Source organism: Lysobacter sp., assembly GCA_013141175.1.
Lineage (GTDB): Bacteria > Pseudomonadota > Gammaproteobacteria > Xanthomonadales > Xanthomonadaceae > Lysobacter_I.
On sequence record JABFRN010000001.1, the window covers coordinates 560,634 to 579,064 of the forward strand.

Annotated in this window: 11 protein-coding genes; 6 read left to right on the forward strand and 5 right to left on the reverse strand. The window is 66.3% G+C overall.

The window, feature by feature from the left end:
• Positions 1-321 precede the first annotated feature (321 nt).
• The 3 genes from thrA to thrC are packed head-to-tail and all read left to right on the forward strand — an operon-like array spanning position 322 to position 5,116.
• Positions 322-2,868 carry a bifunctional aspartate kinase/homoserine dehydrogenase I gene (thrA, locus tag HOP03_02615; GenBank protein ID NOT87054.1) on the forward strand — a complete coding sequence of 849 codons (2,547 nt, stop codon included), beginning with the start codon at positions 322-324 and terminating at the stop codon, positions 2,866-2,868.
• Positions 2,865-3,827, forward strand: a complete 963-nt coding sequence (locus HOP03_02620; GenBank protein NOT87055.1) for a homoserine kinase — start codon at positions 2,865-2,867, stop codon at positions 3,825-3,827. Before thrA ends, HOP03_02620 begins: the two co-directional genes overlap by 4 nt.
• On the forward strand, positions 3,824-5,116 hold the full coding sequence (gene thrC, locus HOP03_02625) for a threonine synthase (GenBank protein NOT87056.1): 1,293 nt from the start codon (positions 3,824-3,826) through the stop codon (positions 5,114-5,116). The genes HOP03_02620 and thrC overlap by 4 nt, the downstream gene beginning before the upstream one ends.
• 196 nt (positions 5,117-5,312) lie before the next feature.
• Here the strand turns inward: thrC and HOP03_02630 are convergent, their stop codons facing one another.
• From HOP03_02630 to HOP03_02645, 4 genes are all read right to left on the reverse strand, one after another.
• Positions 5,313-6,983 carry a PQQ-binding-like beta-propeller repeat protein gene (locus HOP03_02630; protein ID NOT87057.1) on the reverse strand — a complete coding sequence of 557 codons (1,671 nt, stop codon included), beginning with the start codon at positions 6,981-6,983 and terminating at the stop codon, positions 5,313-5,315.
• Between the two features lie 219 nt (positions 6,984-7,202).
• Positions 7,203-8,867, reverse strand: coding sequence for a PQQ-binding-like beta-propeller repeat protein (locus HOP03_02635; protein NOT87058.1), 1,665 nt, complete (start codon positions 8,865-8,867; stop codon positions 7,203-7,205).
• A gap of 595 nt (positions 8,868-9,462) precedes the next feature.
• Positions 9,463-12,651 carry an efflux RND transporter permease subunit gene (locus HOP03_02640; GenBank protein NOT87059.1) on the reverse strand — a complete coding sequence of 1,063 codons (3,189 nt, stop codon included), beginning with the start codon at positions 12,649-12,651 and terminating at the stop codon, positions 9,463-9,465.
• Between the two features lie 92 nt (positions 12,652-12,743).
• On the reverse strand, positions 12,744-13,823 hold the full coding sequence (locus HOP03_02645; GenBank protein NOT87060.1) for an efflux RND transporter periplasmic adaptor subunit: 1,080 nt from the start codon (positions 13,821-13,823) through the stop codon (positions 12,744-12,746).
• Between the two features lie 167 nt (positions 13,824-13,990).
• Here HOP03_02645 and HOP03_02650 point away from each other — a divergent pair, with 167 nt between their 5' ends.
• From HOP03_02650 to HOP03_02660, 3 genes are all read left to right on the forward strand, one after another.
• Positions 13,991-14,668: a TetR/AcrR family transcriptional regulator gene (locus HOP03_02650; GenBank protein ID NOT87061.1), complete on the forward strand. Its 678-nt coding sequence runs from the start codon at positions 13,991-13,993 to the stop codon at positions 14,666-14,668.
• A gap of 179 nt (positions 14,669-14,847) precedes the next feature.
• Positions 14,848-15,507 carry a protein-L-isoaspartate O-methyltransferase gene (locus tag HOP03_02655; protein ID NOT87062.1) on the forward strand — a complete coding sequence of 220 codons (660 nt, stop codon included), beginning with the start codon at positions 14,848-14,850 and terminating at the stop codon, positions 15,505-15,507.
• 58 nt (positions 15,508-15,565) lie between these two features.
• On the forward strand, positions 15,566-16,936 hold the full coding sequence (locus HOP03_02660; GenBank protein ID NOT87063.1) for a TolC family outer membrane protein: 1,371 nt from the start codon (positions 15,566-15,568) through the stop codon (positions 16,934-16,936).
• Positions 16,937-17,063: 127 nt separating this feature from the next.
• Here the strand turns inward: HOP03_02660 and HOP03_02665 are convergent, their stop codons facing one another.
• Positions 17,064-18,371 (reverse strand): 3-deoxy-D-manno-octulosonic acid transferase, encoded by a 1,308-nt coding sequence (locus HOP03_02665; GenBank protein ID NOT87064.1) that lies wholly within the window; start codon positions 18,369-18,371, stop codon positions 17,064-17,066.
• Positions 18,372-18,431 lie beyond the last annotated feature (60 nt).

The window sequence follows — 18,431 nt, forward strand, 5'->3', positions numbered from 1 at the left end:
CGCGATTCCCATCGTTCCCACGCTTCGAGCTTGATGCACCACCGACCACAAACCATTGACGCCCCATCACCGGATCGTTTAAACCTGCCCCATGCCGTCCTGTCCCGCCACCGCCATCGATGTCGCCGCCTGCGGCAGCACCGCATCGGCAACGACCACCATGATCACCACCGGCACCACGACCGGCGGTGCGAGCGGCGACGGCGGAACGGCATAATTCCTCCCCTTCCGCCCCGCACCCGATCAGGGTTGCGGAGTGGATCTCCCGCAACGCTCGACGGCACGGGGCTCCCACTGGAGTTCTGTATGGATTCGTTACACATGGATTCGCAACGCCCCCATCCGGCTCCGGCCGGAAAAGCACACCGCAACCTCGTGGACGAAGACACCCGCACCGCTTACCGGGCGCACAAATTCGGCGGCAGCAGCGTCGCCGACGCCGAACGCTACCGCCATGTCGCCGCGCTGCTGCAGGACGCGCCCGCGCCGCGCGTGGTCGTGGTCTCGGCCATGCACGGCGTCACCGATGCACTGACTGCGATCGTCAACGCCGCTGCCGGCGGCGAAGACTGGCAAAACGCCTGGTCGCGGCTGCGCGACCGACATCTCGCCGAAGCGCAACCCCTCGACCCGCAGGATCTGCATGCGCTGGACGCATGGCTCGACGCGGAATTCGCCGCACTGTCGGCGCACCTCGGCCGCATCGGCGAGGCGCGCGCACTGACCGATCGGGATGTCGCCGCCGTGCAGGGGTTGGGCGAAGTCTGGTCGTCGCGACTGCTGCAGGCCGCGCTCGGCGGCGAAGCCGCGAACTGGACACGACTGGATGCGCGCGATGTGCTGGTGGTGCATCCCGGCGAGCTGGGCGTCGCGGTCGATTGGCCGCGCACGCGCGAACGCTTCGCCGACTGGCGTACGCGTCACCCGCAGCGCGACGTGGTCGTCACCGGCTTCGTCGCGCGGGACACCGAAAACCGCCCGGCGACGCTCGGCCGCAACGGCAGCGATTATTCCGGCGCCATCTTCGCCGTGCTGTTCGAAGCGGAAGACCTGACGATCTGGACCGACGTCGACGGCGTGCTCAGCGCCGACCCGCGTCTGGTGCCCGACGCGGTCTGCCTGCCATCGATGTCCTACGCCGAAGCCTGCGAACTCGCCTATTTCGGCGCGAAAGTGCTGCATCCGCAGACGATGGCGCCGGCGATGCAGGCCAAGCTGCCGATCCTGATCCGCAACTCGCGCAATCCCGCTGCCGCCGGCACCCGGATCGCCGAAGACAACCCGCCTTCGAGCACCGATTCGCCGGTCAAGGGCCTGAGCCTGGTCCGCGACATGGCGGTACTGGAACTCAGCGGCGCCGGCCTGATCGGCGTGCCCGGTACGGCAGAACGCATGTTCGCCGCGCTGCGCGAAGCCGGGGTCTCCGTGACCATGATTTCGCAGGGCTCCAGCGAACATTCCATCTGCTGCCTCGTCCCGGCGCCGCAGGCGGATCGCGCGCGCGACGCGGTGCGCGCCGCCTTCGCCGAAGCAATCGAAGAAGGCCAGGTCGAAGGCGTCGATGCGACCACCGGCATCGCCGTACTCGCCGTGGTCGGCGACGGCATGGTCGGCATGCACGGTGTCTCCGCACGCCTGTTCGACGGCCTCGCCCGCGCGCGCGTCAACATCCGCGCGATCGCGCAGGGCGCGAGCGAGCGCAACATTTCGGTCGCGATCGCCGATGCCGATGCGGTACGCGGTCTGCGCGCCGCGCACAGCGCCTTCTGGCTGTCGCCGGCGACGCTCTCGGTCGGATTGATCGGTCCCGGCAACGTCGGCCGCGCCCTGCTCGCGCAGCTCGCCGATGCCCTGCCGCGTTTCGCCGACGAGACGCAGATCGAACATCGCCTCGATCTGCGCCTGCGGGCGATCGCAAGCAGCAGGAAAATGCGTTTCGCCGAAACCCGTCTCGATCCGGTCGGCGCGGTCGATGCGCTCGCCGACGACGATGCCGAAGCGCTCGACCTCGACCGCTTCGCCGCACATGTCCGCGCCGAACATCTGCCGCATGCGCTGATCGTCGATTGCAGCGGCAGCGATGCGGTCGCTGCGCGCTATCCCGAATGGTTGGCGATGGGCATCCACGTGGTCACGCCCAGCAAGCACGCCGGCAGCGGCGACTGGGCGCGCTATCGCGCCATCCGCGACGCCGAAAAGCACGGCGGCCTGTTCCGTTACGAAGCCACCGTGGGCGCCGGCCTGCCGGTGATCCAGACCCTGCGTTCGCTGCTCGATACCGGCGACACCCTGACCGGTATCGAAGGCGTGCTGTCGGGCACGCTGGCCTGGCTGTTCAACCGCTACGACGGCAGCGCGCCGTTCTCGGCGCTGGTCGCCGAAGCCCGTGCGCTGGGCTACACCGAACCCGATCCGCGCGACGACCTCAGCGGCACCGATGTCGCGCGCAAACTGGTGATCCTGGCGCGCGAAGCGGGCGCGACGCTGTCGCTGGGCGATGTCGAGATCGAAAGCCTGGTCCCGGAAGCGCTGCGCGACGTCTCGCGCGACGAGTTCCTCGCGCGCATGCAGGAACTCGATGCGCCGATGCAGGCGCGATTCGATGCGGCGCGCGCGCAAGGCCGCAGTCTGCGCTATCTCGCGCAGCTCGATGCCGACGGCGGTGCGCGCGTCGGCTTGGCCATGCCCGAGCCCGGACATGCCAGTCTGTCCAGCCGGCTCACCGACAATCTGATCCAGTTCCGCACGCGGCGCTATGCGCACAACCCGCTGGTGGTGCAGGGCCCGGGCGCGGGCGCGGACGTGACCGCTGCCGGCGTGTTCGGCGATATCCTCGCGATTTCCCGCACGCTCGGAGCGCGCGCATGAGCGCATCCCCGGCGGATGCAGAACAGCAGCGATACGAAGCGCGTGCGTTCGCGCCCGCGAGCATCGGCAACATCGGCGTCGGCTTCGACCTGCTCGGCCATGCGATCGTGGGCCCGCGCGATGTCGCGATCGTTCGCCGCATCGACGCGCCCGAAGTCCGCATCGCGGCGATCCGCGGCGATGTCGCAGGCGTCGATGCGCTGCCGCTGGAAGCCGAACGCAATACCGCTGGCCGTGCGCTGATCGCGCTGCGCGAAACGCTGGGGCTTGCCTACGGTTTCGAGGTCGAACTGGAGAAAGGCATCCCGCTCGGGTCCGGGCTCGGCGGTTCGGCCGCGTCCTGCGTCGCAGCGCTGATCGCCGCGAACGCGGTGCTCGACACACCGCTGTCCCGCGATGCGCTTTATCCGTTCGCGCTGCAGGGCGAAGCGGTCGCCAGCGGCAGCCTGCACGGCGACAACGTCGCGCCGATGCTGCTCGGTGGGGTGGTGCTGGCGACGCAGGACCGGATGATTCCGCTGCAGGTGCCCGATTGGCTGTATTGCGTGGTGGTGCATCCCGACCAGGTACTGGAAACCCGCCGTGCGCGCGCCGCGCTGTCCGAACCCTATCCGCTGTCGCGATTCGTAGAACAGAGCACCCATCTTGCATTGTTCCTCACCGGCCTGCAGCGCGGCGATATCGCCTTGATCCGCGAAGGCCTGCACGATGTGCTGGTCGAACCGCGCCGCGCGCCGCTGATTCCCGGCTTCGCCGAAGTGAAACGGGCGGCGCTCGCGAACGACGCGCTCGGCGCCAGCATTTCCGGCGCCGGTCCCAGCGTCTTTGCATGGTTCGCGTCGAAAGAAAAAGCGCAGGCCGCCGCACCGTCGATGCGCGCCGCGTTCGTCGCTGCGGGTTACGACGCGCGCGCCCATGTCTCGCCGGTCGCCGCGCCGCGCGCCGAGGTGCTGGCATGAAGTTCGTCAGCACCCGCGGCGCCACGCCACCGACCGGCATCGACGACGCGCTGATCGCCGGGCTCGCGCCCGATGGCGGCCTGTACGTACCGGAACGCATTCCCGCATTCGAAAGCCTCGGGACAGCGACGACCTCGCTCGCCGATACCGCGACTAGCGTGCTGGCGCCGTATTTCGCCGAATCGCGGCTGCGCGATGTCCTGCCCGCGCTGTGCGCGCGCGCCTACGATTTCGAGGCACCGCTGGTCGCGATGCGCGGCGCGGGCGATTCGTTGCTCGAACTCTTCCATGGTCCGACGGCGGCGTTCAAGGATTACGCCGCGCGTTTCCTCGCCGAAGCGCTCGGCGCATTGCGCGCCGACGACGCGCCGATCACGACCATCCTGGTCGCGACCTCGGGCGACACCGGCGCAGCGGTCGCCGGCGCTTTCCACCGTCGTCCGGGCTTCGAGGTCGTCATCCTCTATCCGGACGGCCGCGTCTCGCCGCGACAGGCGCACGGGCTGGAATGCTGGGGCGACAACGTGCGCACGTTCCGCGTCGCCGGCAGCTTCGACGACTGCCAGCGCATGGCGAAGGCCGCGCTGTCCGACCGCGATCTGCGCGAACGCATGGCGCTGACTTCGGCCAACAGCATCAGCCTCGGTCGGCTGTTGCCGCAGGTCGCCTACTACGCGCACACCGCGCTGCGATTCCATGCGCAGCATCACGCACCCCTGAACCTGATCGTGCCCACCGGCAATCTCGGCAATGCCGCCGCCGCGCTCGTCGCGAAGCGGATGGGGCTGCCGATCGGCGAAATCGTATTGGCGAGCAACGCCAATGATGTGCTGCCGCGCTATTTCTCCGGCCGCGACTACGCACCGGAAGCGACGAAGGCGACGCTCGCGAATGCGATGGACGTGGGCGCCCCGAGCAACTTCGAGCGCCTGCGCCATTGGCACGAAAGCGATGCAGGGCTGCGCGGCGCGTTGTCGGCGCATGCGGTCGGCGATGCGACCATCCGCGCGACGATCGCCACCGCAGCGGAACGCCACGGCATCGTGCCCTGCCCACACACCGCCTGCGGCCTGCATGTGCTCGAAACGCTGCGCGCGCAGGGCGATACGCGGCCGTGGACGGTGGTTGCGACCGCGCACCCTGCGAAGTTCGACAGCATCGTCGAGCCGCTGGTAGGGCATGCGGTGGAAGTGCCACCGGCATTGGCGGACTGTTTGTCGCGGCCAGCGCATGGGGAGTCGCTGGCGGCGGACGAAGCCGCGCTGCGCGGACGGCTGCTGACCCGATAGAGCGGCCTTCAGGCCGCTGTTCTTCATCAAGGCAGGATGGGTTCGCTACGCTCAACCCATCCACATTTGCTGCGTCACGATGCACCAGCACCCACGCGACAGTGCCACAACGCCATCGAAGCGATCGCGCCTGGAACAAAAACGATTGAAACATCACGTTGCCGGTGATGCGACCACACACGTGTTGCGAGGCGGCTCACTTCAGGGCGATCGCGATGAGTCGGCCCGTCGGCTCCCGCGCCCCTTCGACGATATACAGCGTGCCACCGCCCGAGATCGCAAGCATCCCGGGCGCCGGGTAGGACCACACCGGCTGCTGCGTGGCCAGATCGAGGGCATAGACCGCGCGATTGGTACTGACGAATACGAGATTGTCGGTCACCACCACGTTGCGGTGGAACCCCAAGTCCGGGGATTGCGGTACCCAGGACCAGAGAACCTGGCCGGTGGCTTCGTCGATGGCGTCGAACGACTTCGGCGCGTTGGAGCCCGCATACACGACGCCCTTGGCCGTCGCCGGCTGGGTCATGTACGTTCTTGCGGTGCGCCAGCGGGCTGTGTTGTTGGCGACCGAGAAGTTGATCAGGGGGCGGGTGCCGTATTGCTCGACGCTTGACAACCCGTAACCGCTGAAGGCGCCACCGCTGAAGGCGGTCACGCTATCGGGCCGCCCGAGCATGGGAGCGCCATGATACGAATAGCTTTGGCCCGGGTTGTAGGGATCGCTGGTGGACGACAGCTTCAATCCGGTGGCGGTGTCGTAGGTCACGAGGGCGGTGCCATCGTAGTGGTAGACCCGCGACTGGTCCACGGCCGGGGTGGTCATGTCGTCGTTGCCGCTGAACATAGACCACTGCAGGTCGCCGGCGGTGTCGTGGAAGGCATAGACGCCGCCGCCGTAGTAGCCGCCATTGGTGTACACGCGGCCGTCGCGGATCGTGGGCGCCAGCACGCTCGGCCATTGCGCGGCGAACGAGTTCTGGAGCACGGCCATGCCGGTGGCGGCATGAAACGCCCAGAGGAAGGTCTGCTGCTGCCCTGTCGTGGCGACGTAGACCTTGCCATTGGCGGCGGCGGGCGGATTCAGCGTCGGATAGTTCTGGAACGTCTCTTGCCAGACCAGACTGCCGTCGTTCTCGCGCAGCGCGCGCAGCGACGGCGATCCGGATCCGTCGTCGCCCACGAAGACCAGACCCGGTGCTGTCGACACCGCATTGATGAAGCGATATGCCGTACCGGACGTCGGTCGCTGCCATTCCCACTTGTAGGCGAACGCCCGAGGGTGGAACGTCGCCGGTACATAGCCGGTGTGTCCGGCATCGCGCTGGAATGTCTCCCATTCGCCCAATGCGATGTTCGCCGGGTCCTCGACGATCACTTCGAACGGCACGTACAGCGTCCCGCGCGGGATCTCGTCGACGCAAGCCTCGTCCCGGCAGGTCTTCAGCTCCACATAGCCCACATGCGTGCCTTCCGCCAGGCCTTCCGCCACTCGAACCTCGACGCGGAAGTGGCGATCGTCGATCTGCGTGATCGTCGGGCCCTCATCGAGCCCTCCGTTGGTTGGCCTCGCCTGCAGGAACGACCCGCTCAGCGGCAATGCCACCGACAACACTGCGGACGGCCGTCCGCCGAGCAGGCATCGCACCTGCAACCGCGATGGCGTGGCCACCAGATCGGTGCGGATCGAGGACAGGTCGCCGGGCGGGCCATCGAACTCGTTCGTGCGGCGCGTCAGCATCGGGCTGGCGGCCCGCAGGGCGGGCGTGGTCTCCTGCGCCACCGTCTCGCGACGGCCGCCCACGGATACCCACCACACCAGCAGCGCCACGGACAGCGACAACAGCCAGAACCAGATCGACTTCATTCGCGTTTCCCTCTTGGATTGCGAACCACCGCAAGTCGCACGGCGACGTTCCCTTGGCACAACAGAAAGATGCGTCTCATCTTCATCCTCCCGGTTCGCCTATTCTGCGTATCAAGCGTCGAAAGCAGATAAACCGGAGCACCGAACTCGCCTACGGCCTGCGTGGCGCTTGCCGTTGCCGTTGCCGGTGACACGACCACACATGCGATGCGAGGCTGTTCACTTCAGGGCGATCGCGATCAGTCGGCCCGTCGATTGGCTCGCGCCTTCGACGATGTAGAGCGTGCCACTAGCCGATATCGCGAGCGTCCCGGGCGCCGGGTAGGACCACACCGGCTGGCGCGTGGCCAGATCGAGGGCGTAGACCACGCGATTGGTGCTGACGAACACGAGATTGTCGGTCACCACCACGTTGCGGTGGAAACGCACGTCCGAGGGCTGCGGCACCCAGGACCAGAGAACCTGGCCGGTGGCTTCGTCGATGGCGTCGAACGACTTGGGCGTGTTGGAGCCCGCATACACGATGCCCTTGGCCGTCGCCGGCTGGGTCATGTATGCCCTCGCGGTGCGCCAGCGTGCCGCGTTGTTGGCGACCGAGAAGTTGATCAGGGGACGAGCGCTGGACAGGTCGGCGCTGCCAAATATGCTGTAAGTGCCGCCGCTGAAAGATGTCACGCTGTCGGCCCGCCCGAGCATGGGGGCGCCGTTGTGCGCATAGCCCTGGACCGGACTGTAGGGATCGCTGATGGACGACAGCTTCAATCCGGTGGCGGTGTCGTAGGTCACGAGGGCGGTGCCATCGTAGTGGTAGACCCGCGACTGGTCCACGGCCGGGGTGGTCATCTCGTCGTCGCCGCTGAACATCGACCACTGCAGGTCGCCGGCGGTGTCGCTGTACGCATAGACGCCGCCGCCGTAGTAGCCGCCATTGGTGTACACGCGGCCGTCGCGGATCGTGGGCGCCATCACATCCGACCATTGCGCGGCGAACGAGTTCTGGAACACGGGTGCGCCGGTGCCCGCATGGAACGCCCAGAGGAAGGTCTGCTGGTGTCCCGTCGTGGCAGCGTAGACCTTGCCATTGGCGGCGGCGGGCGGATTCAGCGCCGGATAGTTGGGAAACGTCTGCTCCCATACCAGGCCGCCATCGTTCTCGCGCAGTGCGCGCAGCGCCAGCAATCCGGCCCCATCGTCTGACACGAAGACCAGACCGGGCGCCGTCGACACCGCATGGATGAAGCCCTGCGTCGTGACGGGCGTCGGTCGCTGCCATTCCCACTTGTAGGCGAACGCCCGAGGGTGGAACGTCGCCGGTACATAGCCGGTGTGTCCGGCATCGCGCTGGAATGTCTCCCATTCGCCCAATGCGATGTTCGCCGGGTCCTCGACGATCACTTCGAACGGCACGTACAGCGTCCCGCGCGGGATCTCGTCGACGCAAGCCTCGTCCCGGCAGGTCTTCAGCTCCACATAGCCCACATGCGTGCCTTCCGCCAGGCCTTCCGCCACTCGAACCTCGACGCGGAAGTGGCGATCGTCGATCTGCGTGATCGTCGGGCCCTCATCGAGCCCTCCGTTGGTTGGCCTCGCCTGCAGGAACGACCCGCTCAGCGGCAATGCCACCGACAACACTGCGGACGGCCGTCCGCCGAGCAGGCATCGCACCTGCAACCGCGATGGCGTGGCCACCAGATCGGTGCGGATCGAGGACAGGTCGCCGGGCGGGCCATCGAACTCGTTCGTGCGGCGCGTCAGCATCGGGCTGGCGGCCCGCAGGGCGGGCGTGGTCTCCTGCGCCACCGTCTCGCGACGGCCGCCCACGGATACCCACCACACCAGCAGCGCCACGGACAGCGACAACAGCCAGAACCAGATCGACTTCATTCGCGTTTCCCTCTTGGATTGCGAACCACCGCAAGTCGCACGACGGCGCTTCCCTGACGCAACAGAAAAAAAGCGCCCTATTCCGATCTTGCCAGTTTGCCTATTCTCCCGCCACTAGGCGCCAATGGCGCGCGCGGGCTGAATATGGACGGCTCCCATTGGTCGGTCGCGTTTCCAATTCGAGAGCAGATTGCGAGCACACATTCGGCCTGATAGGTGAAGATTATCGGTTCTGGCCCTGGCCAAACAGTCTCACATGGGTATCTGATTGGGTGATCGACCGTGAAGACAACCCGTCTATTCACGCTCTTCCAGAGAGAGCCCACGCCCTTCGGGCCGGCATCGCTTTACGCGCTACACGCGGCGCGGAAAGACCGGGCCTGAAGGCGCTCCGACCAAAGCGGGTCACGGCCGTCTTTGCCTTGGCCCTGCAACACTTCCATCAAGCGTCCTTCCGATCACTATTTTTTGCAAAAAACGATTTGCAAAAAACGAACTGAAGACCGCTCTACCGAGCCAAGAATCGCAACCCGGGCCGCCCACGGTGGGAGGGGGAGGAAGCCGCAGAGCGGCCCGGATGCGAAGAGGTTGCGCGTCACCCGACAGCGGGTTCCTGGCGCGCTTCGCTGGCGCGCACGCGGAACCACGCCGCGTAGAGCGCGGGCAGGAACAACAGGGTCAGTACGGTCGCGACAATCAGGCCGCCCATGATCGCAACGGCCATCGGCCCGAAGAACGCGCTGCTCGACAATGGCACCATCGCGAGGATCGCGGCCAGCGCGGTCAGCACGATCGGCCGGAAGCGGCGCACCGTCGATTCGACGATCGCGGTCCAGCGGTCGTGGCCGCTGGCGATATCCTGTTCGATCTGATCGATCAGGATCACCGAGTTGCGCATGATCATGCCCGAGAGCGCGATCGTGCCGAGCATCGCGACGAAACCGAACGGCACCCGGAACGCCAGCAGGAACGCGACCACGCCGATCAGGCCCAATGGCGCGGTCGACATCACCAGGAACACGCGCGACAGATCGCGCAGCTGCAGCATCAGCAAGGTGATCACCACGAACACGAACAGCGGCATGCCGGCCTTGATCGAATCCTGGCCGCGCGCGGAATCCTCCACCGATCCGCCGGTTTCCATCAGATAGCCGTCCGGCAATGTGGCGCGGATGGCATCGAGGGTCGGATCGATCCGCCCGACGACCGTCGCCGGCGTCGGGCCGTTGACGATATCGGCGCGCACGGTCACGGTGGGCAAACGGTTGCGATGCCAGATGACGCCGTCCTCGAAGGTCGATTCCAGCCTTGCGATCTGCATCACCGGCACGGTGAGGCCGCTGGTGGTGGGCACCGCGAGACTGCCGAGCAGTTCCAGTCGCTCACGTTCATTCTCGGGCCCGCGCAGCAGGATCTCGATCAATTCGTTGTCTTCGCGGTAGGTGCTGACGCGCTGACCCGACAGCGAACTGGAGAGGAAATGCGCGAGTTGCTCCGAACTCACGCCCAGCGCGCGGGCGCGATCCTGATCGATGACCAGGCGCACGACCTTGCTGGGTTCGTCCCAATCGAAATTGACGTTGATGACGTCCGGATTCGCACGCACTTTGGCCATGACCCGCGACGCGATCTCGCGCACGCGTTCGACATGCTCGCCGGAGACGCGATACTGGATCGGATAACCCACCGGCGGACCGTTCTCGAGGCGGGTCACCCGCAGCTGCAGCTCGGGAAACTGCGGACGCACGTCACCCATCAGCCAGTTGCGCAGCGCTTCGCGCGCCTCGATGTCCTTCGCGCGCACCACGAACTGGGTGAAATGGGTTTGCGGCAATTGCTGGTCGAGCGGCAGATAGAATCTCGGCGAGCCGGTGCCGACATAAGCGACGTAATTCTCGATTTCCTTCCGCGCCGACAACAGTTTTTCGAGTTTGCGCGCAGCCGCATCGGTCGCCTTCAGGGAGCTGCCTTCGGCCAGCTCGACATCGACCATCAGTTCAAGGCGGGTCGAGTCCGGGAAGAACTGCTGCGGAACGAAGCGGAACACCGCGATCGACACCATGAACGCGAGCACCGTCGCGCCGATCACCAGCCACCGGCGACGGATGCACCATCGCACCGTCGCTCGGAATCGCTTGTAGAAAGCGGTGTCGTAAGGATCGTGCGCGGGCGAGTTCGCGCCCTCGGTCGCGATCGGCGCCGGCCCGAGCAGTCCGGCGAATCGCGGCCAGCGATCGGCGAGACCCGAACGGAACGTACGGATGCGGCCTTCCAACGAACGCGGAGTCGGCCGTGCGTTCGGCTCGGGCAACATCTTGTCGCCGAGATACGGAATGAACAGCACCGCCGCCACCCAGGACACCATCAGCGCGATCGTCACCACCTGGAACAGCGATCGCGTGTATTCGCCGGTGCTCGATGCGGCGGTGGCGATCGGCAGAAAACCGGCCGCGGTCACGAGCGTGCCGGTGAGCATCGGGAATGCGGTGGTCTCGTAGGCGAACGCAGCCGCCCGCAGCCGCGAGAACCCCTGCTCCATCTTGATCGCCATCATCTCGACCGCGATGATCGCATCGTCCACCAGCAGACCGAGCGCGAGCACCAGCGCGCCGAGCGATATCTTGTGCAGACCGATGCCGAAGTAATGCATCACCGCGAACGTCATCGCCAGCACCAGCGGGATGGTCACTGCGACCACCAACCCGGTGCGCAGGCCCAGCGAGAAGAAGCTGACCAGCAGCACGATGATCACCGCTTCGCCCAGCACCGTCACGAACTCGCCGACGGAATCGCGCACCGCCGCAGGCTGATCGGCGATGCGGCGCAACTGCATGCCTACCGGCAGGCTCCGCTGCAGGCGCACGGTTTCGGCATCCAGCGCCTTGCCCAACTGCAGGATGTCGCCGGTGGGTTTCATCGATACCGCGATCCCGATCGCGTCGTCGCCCATGTAGCGGATGCGCGGTGCGGCGGGATCGGCGTAACCGCGATGCACATCCGCGATCTCGCCCAGGCGCACGGTGCGGTCGCCGGCCCGGATCGGGAACTGGCGAATGTCGTCCAATGACTTGAAATTGCCGGTCACGCGCAACTGCACCCGGTCGGTCGCCGTCTCGAAGAATCCGGCCGACGCGACCGCGTTCTGTTCTGCCAAGGCCTGCTGCACGACCGGAAGCGGAATCCCCAGCGTGGCGAGCTTGGTATTCGACAGGTCGATCCAGATCTTCTCGTCCTGCAAGCCGAGCAGTTCGATCTTGGCGACGTCCGGCACGCGCTGCAGTTCCAGTTCCAGCCGCTCGGCGTAATCCTTCAGCAGCGCGTAGTCGAATCCCTTGCCGGTGAGCGCATAGATGTTGCCGTAGGTGTCGCCGAATTCGTCGTTGAAGAATGGCCCGACCGCACCCGCCGGCAGGGTCGCGTCGATATCGCCGATTTTCTTGCGTACCTGGTACCAGAGTTCGGGCAGCTCGCGGCTGTGCATCGAATCGCGCGCGATGAAGAACACCTGCGATTCGCCGGAGCGGGAATACGAACTGATCGCTTCGTAATCCCCGGTTTCCATCAGTTTCTTTTCGATCCGGTCGGTGATCTCGCGCGCGACTTCCCCGGCGGTCGCGCCCGGCCAGATCGTGCGCACCACCATCACCTTGAAGGTGAACGGAGGATCTTCGGACTGCGCGAGCTTGCGATAGGACCAGACGCCGAGGATCGCCAGCACCAGCATCGTGTAGAGCACCAGCGAGCGGTTTGCGAGCGCCCATTCGGAAAGATTGAATCTACGCATGGCCAGACCGCCCGGACGCCGAGACGCGCCGCGACCGCTGTGCGGGAAGTGGTTCGCATACCGGATGCGCAACGTTCATGTCGATGCTCCGGTCAGTTCGATTGGACGGGGCGATTGCTGCGGTCGACCGGCAACACCGCCTGGTCCGCATGCAGCAGATGGCCTCCGGCGACCACGATCCAATCCGTGGGCTTCAGGCCGGAAAGGATCGGGACGCTGTTGGCGGAATAGGATCCAGCCACCACCCGTACCGGCCGGGCCCGCTGCGATTCGGGGTCGGCGACCCACACCATCGTCAGGCCTTCGGCATCTCTCTGGACAGCGGACAATGGCACCGTCAGTCCGGCGGGTTGCCCGGCACCGACGATGTAGACCCGTGCGCTTTGCCCCAGCGCGACTGCATCGATGTGCTCCGGGGCCAGACTCGCGCGAGCCGCGTAAGTCCGCGTCGACGGATCGGCGACCGGCGAAATTTCGCGGATCCTCGCCGACAGCGGCGGGCCTTTGGTGTTCCACAGTTCGACCAGCACCATCTGCCCGGCCTGGAATCCGCGGACACTCGATTCGGGCAGCGCGAAAGCGACTTCGCGCCCGCCCTCCACGGCGAACGAGAACACGGTCTGTCCGGGCGCCAGCACCTGCCCCGCCTCGGCCATCCGCGCTGCGATCACGCCATCGGCGGACGCGAGCAGCGAGGCGTAACCGCTCTGATTGCGCGCCACATCGCGTTGCGCGCGCGCCGCACGCACCTGGCCCTCGGCCGCACGGAGGGCCGCCGTCTGCTGGTCGAGCGAGGAACGGCTGACCAGTTGATCCTTGGACAGGGCCGCGAAACGCGCGTGATCGGCACGACTACGGGCCAATTGCGCTTCCGCTGCGGCGAGCTGCGCCTGCGACGCGTCCGCCTGGAGCTGAAGGTCTCCCGGATCCAGTTCCGCGAGTACATCGCCCTTGTGGACCTGGTCGCCCGCATCCACGAGCCTGCGCGCCAGTTTGCCGCCGACCCGGAAAGACAGCGCCGTTTCCTCGCGGGCGCGGATCTCGCCGGCGAACGCAGTCAGGCCTTCCGATGAGGGCCCGGCAGTATCGGCACGTGCGACAAGCACCGGACGCGGCGCCCGGGATGTCGGTTCGGCATTGCCACAAGCCGCCAGAACCACCACCATCAGCATTGGAATGACCGCTCTGAAACCAGCTCTGCCGAAGTCCGAAGTCCTGCGCGCTGCCATGTTCGCCTCATGCGATCGGGGGATGAGCCCGGTGGCTCGCTGGAACCCCGGGATTAATGAACTTGTCGGTATCGTATAAATAACATACCAATTAGTCTAGTATTGCAAGCATGAGTGCCACAGGCCCACAATCCGCTGCCCCTGAGGCCATCAAACCGGCAGGCCCCGGCCGTCCGAAGGATCTCGGCAAGCGCGCGGCGATTCTTGAAGTGGCCAAACGCCTGTTCAGCCAGAACGGCTTCGATGGCGTGAGCATGGATCAGATCGCGGCCGAAGCCGGCGTCTCCAAACTCACGGTCTACAGTCATTTCGGCGACAAGGAATCGCTGTTCAGTTCGGCGATTCGCGCCAAGTGCGAAGAACAGATGCCGCCGACGCTGTTCCTCGCGGGCCTGGAAGGCGATCTGCGCGAGCAGCTCACCACGATCGCACGCGCGTTTTTCGCGCTGGTGACCAGCGAAGAGTCCATCGCGATGCATCGGATGATGATGATGCCCGGCACCGGCGACTCGCACGTTCGCGAGCTGTTCTGGCAAGCCGGCCCGCAACAGGTGAAAGACGCCTTCGCCGAATTCCTTCGCGCCCGCGTCGCGCGCGGGGAACTGCAGGTGACCGACATCACGCGCGCGGCATCGCAGTTCCTGTGCCTGATCAAGGGCGAGATGCATACGCAACTGCTGTGCGGCATGTGCTGCGGCGCGCCCGTCAACGACACCGAATGCCATATCGAGGCGACCGTCGACCTGTTCCTGCGTGCCTACGGCAGCGACCGGAACGCCGCGGAATGAACGGCCAAGCGGCGACGTCTCGGCATGCACGGTGGTCCATGCCCCCGGTCCCGGTGACTTCCGGCACTCAGCCGAAACCTGCGCTTGCGGCGATCCTGAGTACAGCAACCGAACAGCCGTCCCGGTAAACTTCCGCATCCCCGAACCTTCCAGAACGCGCCGTTGCAAGAGATATCAGCATGACGATCGATTACGCCAAAGCCCGCGAAACCATGGTCGAACAGCAAGTCCGGCCGTGGGATGTGTCCGAACCTCGCGTCCTCGAGGCCTTGGCGCGGCTGCCGCGCGAGCGCTTCGTGGCGGAATCGCATCGCGCGCTCGCCTACTCCGACCTTGCCCTGCCGATCGGCCACGGCGAATCGATGATGAAACCGGTGCTCGAAGGCCGCGCGCTGCAGGCACTGTCGATCGGCGCCAGCGAAGACGTCCTCGAAATCGGGGCTGGCAGCGGATACCTCACCGCCTGCATCGGCAGTCTGGCCCGCGATGTCGTGAGCCTGGAACTGCACGAAGATCTCGCCCAGGCGGCGCGCGGCCGTCTGCAGGCACAGGGGATCGGCAACGTCCGGATCGATGCCGCCGACGCGTTCGGCTGGGACAGCGAGCGCCGATTCGATGCGATCTGCTTCAGCGGCGCGGTCGCGATCGTGCCTTCGCGCTTCCTGGCATGGCTGCGACCCGGCGGCCGGATGTTCGTCATACACGGTCAGGCACCCGCCATGGAAGCGGCGCTGGTACGCCATGCCGACAACGCCGCCGGCTTCCAGGTCGAATCGCTTTTCGAAACCGAACTGCCGTATCTGATCGGCGGCGCCCCCATTCCAGAGTTCAAACTGTAGATCGCACGGCTGGCTCGACCGCCCCGTACGCTGATTGTCCAGACAAAAAAGGATGCCCATGACTCGCCGCCCCCTCGCTCTCGCCCTCGCTGTGATCCTGTTGCCGTTCGGCGCCCAGGCCGAAGACCTTGTGCAGTCCTACGAGCTCGCACGCACCAGCGATCCCCAACTCGCCGCCGCGGAATCCAGCCGTCTCGTTTCGCGCGAGGGCGCGGTGCAAGGCCGCGCGGCGATGCTGCCGCAGATCAATGGCGACGCGTCCTACAATCGTTCGCGCAGCGACAGCGAATCCTCGTCCCCCAGCGCCGATACCAGCAACGACACCACCACCCGCGACCTCGGCCTGCGCCTGAATCAGATGGTGTACGACCACAGCGTCGTGAACCGCGCGCGCAGCCAGAACGCCCTGTCGCAGGCGGGCGACCTGCAGCTCGAAGCGGCAGGCGACTCCCTGATCACCCGCACCTCGGCCGCCTACTTCAACGTTCTGGTCGCGATGGAAACACTGGCGGCGGCGGAAGCGCAGGAAACGGCGCTGAAGAAGCAGTTCGATTTCGCGGACAAGCGGCTCGAAGTCGGCCTGGCGCCGATCACCGACGTCCATGAGGCCCGCGCCCAGTACGACCGTGCCCGCGCCAACACCATCGTGACCAGCAATGCGCTGGAGGATGCCTATCGCGCGCTGGAGGAAATCACCGGCAGCGACCTGCGCCTGCTCAAGGCCCTGCCCCAGGACTTCCAGCCGCAGTTGCCTTCGGCGCTGGATGGCGAAGGCTGGGTGGCGGCGGCACTCGAAAACAATCCCAGCCTGAAGGCCCAGGAATACCGGGTGAAGTCGGCGGAGGCCAGCGTGGAAAGCGCGCGCGGCGGTCACTACCCGACGCTTTACTTCGGAGCCAATTACGGCCGGAATCGCACCGACGGCGACTCCACCAACAACATCCTCAACCTCAGCTCGGACTTCGAGAACCAGAGCAACTCGCGCAGCCTCGGGCTGACCCTGTCGGTACCGATCTTCGCTGGCGGCGCGACCCAGTCCCAAGTGCGCCAGGCACTCGCCCAGCGCGACATCACGAACGATGAACTCGAACAGCAGAAACGTGCGCTGGTGCGCAGTACGCGCAATGCCTACCGTACGCTGGTCGCAGGCGTCAGCGAAGTCGAAGCGCGCAAGGCTGCGGTGTTTTCGGCGCGCAGCGCCTACGACGCCTCGCAGGTCGGCCTCGAGGTCGGCACCCGCACGGTGCTGGATGTGCTGAACAATCAACAGACGCTGTTCAACGCCGAGCAGGAGTACGCCCTCTCCCGCTACAACTTCCTGCAGAACCGCCTGCTGTTGGAGCAGGCGGCCGGCACACTGGACATCGACGATCTGCAGGATGTGAACCGCCTGCTCACCGTGGATGCCACGCTGAAAACGGCCCCCTGATCCGGCACAGCAGCCAGCAACAGGGTTCCATGCCAAAGCCGCATCCTCACCGCTGCGGGTTTTTCTTTTCCGCGCCGACGCGCGATCGGCACGAGAGCGAGCGAAGGGCTCTTCAAACGGCAGGCATTCAAGCGGCAGGAAGTTCGGATGCGATCAGATCCAATGTCTTGCGCAGCGCGCCCCTGCCCTCCTCGACCAGCATGCGACCCGCCGCGCTCATGCGCGCACGCTCGACCTCATCGTCGAGCAGCAGACCGATGTCCACCGCCACCTCCGCGGCGTCGGCACCGATCCTGAGCGCGCGCGCCTGGTCGAGCTGATCGGCGATATCCCTGAAATTGTGGAGATGCGGCCCGGTGACGACAGCGGTGCCGACGGCTGCGGGTTCGAGCAGATTGTGTCCGCCCACCGGCTGCAGACTACCGCCGACGAATGCGACATCCGCGCAGGCGTAGAAACTCATCAGTTCGCCGAGCGTGTCGATGATGAATACCGCATCGTCTCGATCGGGAAGCCGGGTGAGCCTGCGCGTCGCCACCTGCAGACCGGTATCGATCGCCAACTGCATCGCAGGCCGGAACCGCTCGGGATGTCGCGGCGCCCAGAGCATCAGCAGATCGGGCCAGCGTGCGCGCAAGTGACGGTCCATGGCCAACACCAGCGCCTCTTCGTCGGGATGCGTGCTGGCGGCGATCCACACCGGTCGACCGGCGATGCGCGCGCGGAATTCCCGCGCGAACGTGTCGATCGCAGGGTCGACCCGGGTGTCGAATTTCAGATTGCCGCAGACGACGACCTGATCTTCGCGCGCACCAAGGCTCAGGAATCGCGCCGCGTCGGCATCCGACTGCGCGGCGACCGCGCGCATCGTGCGCAGGGCGCGCCCGACCAGCGGACGCAGGGCGCGATAGCCGCGCAGCGAGCGCTCGGACAATCGTGCATTGACCAGATACGCCGGCACACCGTGATCGCGACAGGCGAACAGCAGATTCGGCCACAGCTCGGTTTCGACGATCAGCGCGACCCCGGGACGGAAATGACGCAGGAACCGCGCGACCGCGCCGGTCAGATCGTACGGCAGATAGACGTGCGTCACCCGATCGCCCCACAGCGCGGCGACGCGCTCGGAGCCGGTCGGCGTGATGGTGGTGATCAGGACCCGCCGCTGCGGATGATCGCGCAGCAATGCATTGACCAGCGGCGCGGCGGCGTTCACCTCGCCGACCGAAACCGCGTGGACCCAGAGGTGTTCGTCGCCCGGGGGCTTGTCGCGATAGCGCGCGTAGCGCTCGTCCCAGCGCAGCAGGTAGGCGCGCTGGCGGAATCCGCGCCAGATCAGGTGATAGACGGTGATGGGCAGCAGCAAGTACAACGCCGCCGAATACAGGCCGCGCAGGGTGTGCTCGATCACGCGTTCGAAGCTGTCGGCCCGCATGGCGACAGGATACCGGGTGAAGGCCGCCGCCAGCAGCGCACGGCCGGCGACGGGATGCGG